Below are 1,402 nucleotides of genomic sequence, written 5' to 3'. Positions count from 1 at the left end.
TGACATCGCTGAGCTCGGTCGGCTGCAGGGCGGGGACTTTCTGGAGGACGGGAAGGCGCATGTTTGGCTCAGGGCGAGTTATTGATTAAAAACATACATGTTATGTATGATGTATTACGTAAATATCAAATAGATAACGATAACAATCTCTTATCGTTGGTAAATATAGCCACTGGAGCCAAGTCATGCAATCGAAAAGTACGAGAGGTGTTCAACAGGAGGAGGTATGGGCCGCAGCGGATGCCCTGATCGCCGCCGGCGAGCGGCCGACGATTGAACGGGTACGCCTCAAAATCGGGCGCGGCTCACCAAATACCGTCAGTCCCATGCTGGAGGCCTGGTTTGCCACTCTTGGGCCGCGGCTCGGGGTTGCGCTTGCAGGCGCCCAGGCAGAGGAGGGTGCGCCCAAGGAGCTGCGCCAGGCGCTGGACAAAGTCTGGGCCGCAGCTGTGGCATCCGCGCGTGATGAAGCAGATAGGGCGCTCAAACCCGAGCGCGATGGGCTTGCCCAGCAAGGTCAGAAACTGGATATCGCGCGTCAGGAGCTCCTTCAGCGGGAAGCTGCACTCAACGAACGGGGCATCGCCTTGGAACATGCCCTGGAGTTGGCCAAGTCCCAGTTACGGGATCAGACCGCCCAGCTTGAAAAGGCCGGTCGCGACCTCGAACAGGCCCGCAGCAGCCTCGCCAACCAGGTTCAGGGGCGCGATGCGGACAGGCGGCAGTTTGATGACCAACTGCGTGCACTCGCTGAGGAGCGTCAACGCACCGAGCAGCGCGCATCGGCTAACGAGAAGCGCCTACTGGAAGAGGTGGATCGCGCTCGCCAAGAGGCTAAGCAATCATCTCGAGCGCTGGAAGATGCTCGCCAGAAGCACTCCACCCAGAAGGAATACCTTGAGCGCACGAGCGCTGAACTGGGCACTCGCGTGCACGAGACCCAATTGGAACTTGTCACACTGAGGGGACTACTGCAGGGTGCGGAAGACCGCGTGAAAGGACTGGAGAGCGCACTTACAGCTGCCGCTCTGGATTCCCGGCGCACCGCTAAACGCCTCCCCACCAGGTCCACCGCCGGCGACCGACGTACCGCTGGCGCAGCGAAGCGGATGCCGTAGCAATGGCCTTGTCACACCCTTATTGGTCGCAGCGTTTCGCGGAAGTCAATGCGAAGCGCATGGCCACCATGCTGGAAGTCCTCAAGGTGCGCTTGCTCCCTTCTTTTGGCGACATCGACGAAGAGGCGAATGCGAAGGTAGATGAGGCATGGGAGGCGATATCTTCCATGCCCGTGGGCGAGTACGGGCCACTCATTGATGAGTCAGAAGCCGCTGAGATGGCTCAAGACGCCGGCCGGGAACACTACTCGGCAATGTCGGACGCCAGGCAGACGCTAATTAAC

At 59.7% G+C, this 1,402-nt stretch carries 2 protein-coding genes; both read left to right on the top strand.

Annotated features, from left to right (window positions below; genetic code table 11):
* Positions 1–185: 185 nt before the first annotated feature.
* Complete coding sequence (locus AC1D0Z_RS21775) at positions 186–1,118, top strand: DNA-binding protein (protein ID WP_477660234.1); 933 nt, start codon at positions 186–188, stop codon at positions 1,116–1,118.
* A gap of 8 nt (positions 1,119–1,126) precedes the next feature.
* Positions 1,127–1,402, top strand: a 276-nt coding sequence (locus AC1D0Z_RS21770; protein ID WP_477660233.1) for a hypothetical protein, incomplete at its 3' end; no start/stop codon positions are given.

The organism is Polaromonas sp. P1_E3 (genome assembly GCF_056405935.1).
Note: the sequence above shows the minus strand (reverse complement) of the source record. Positions and strands in the feature narration are given on the sequence as shown.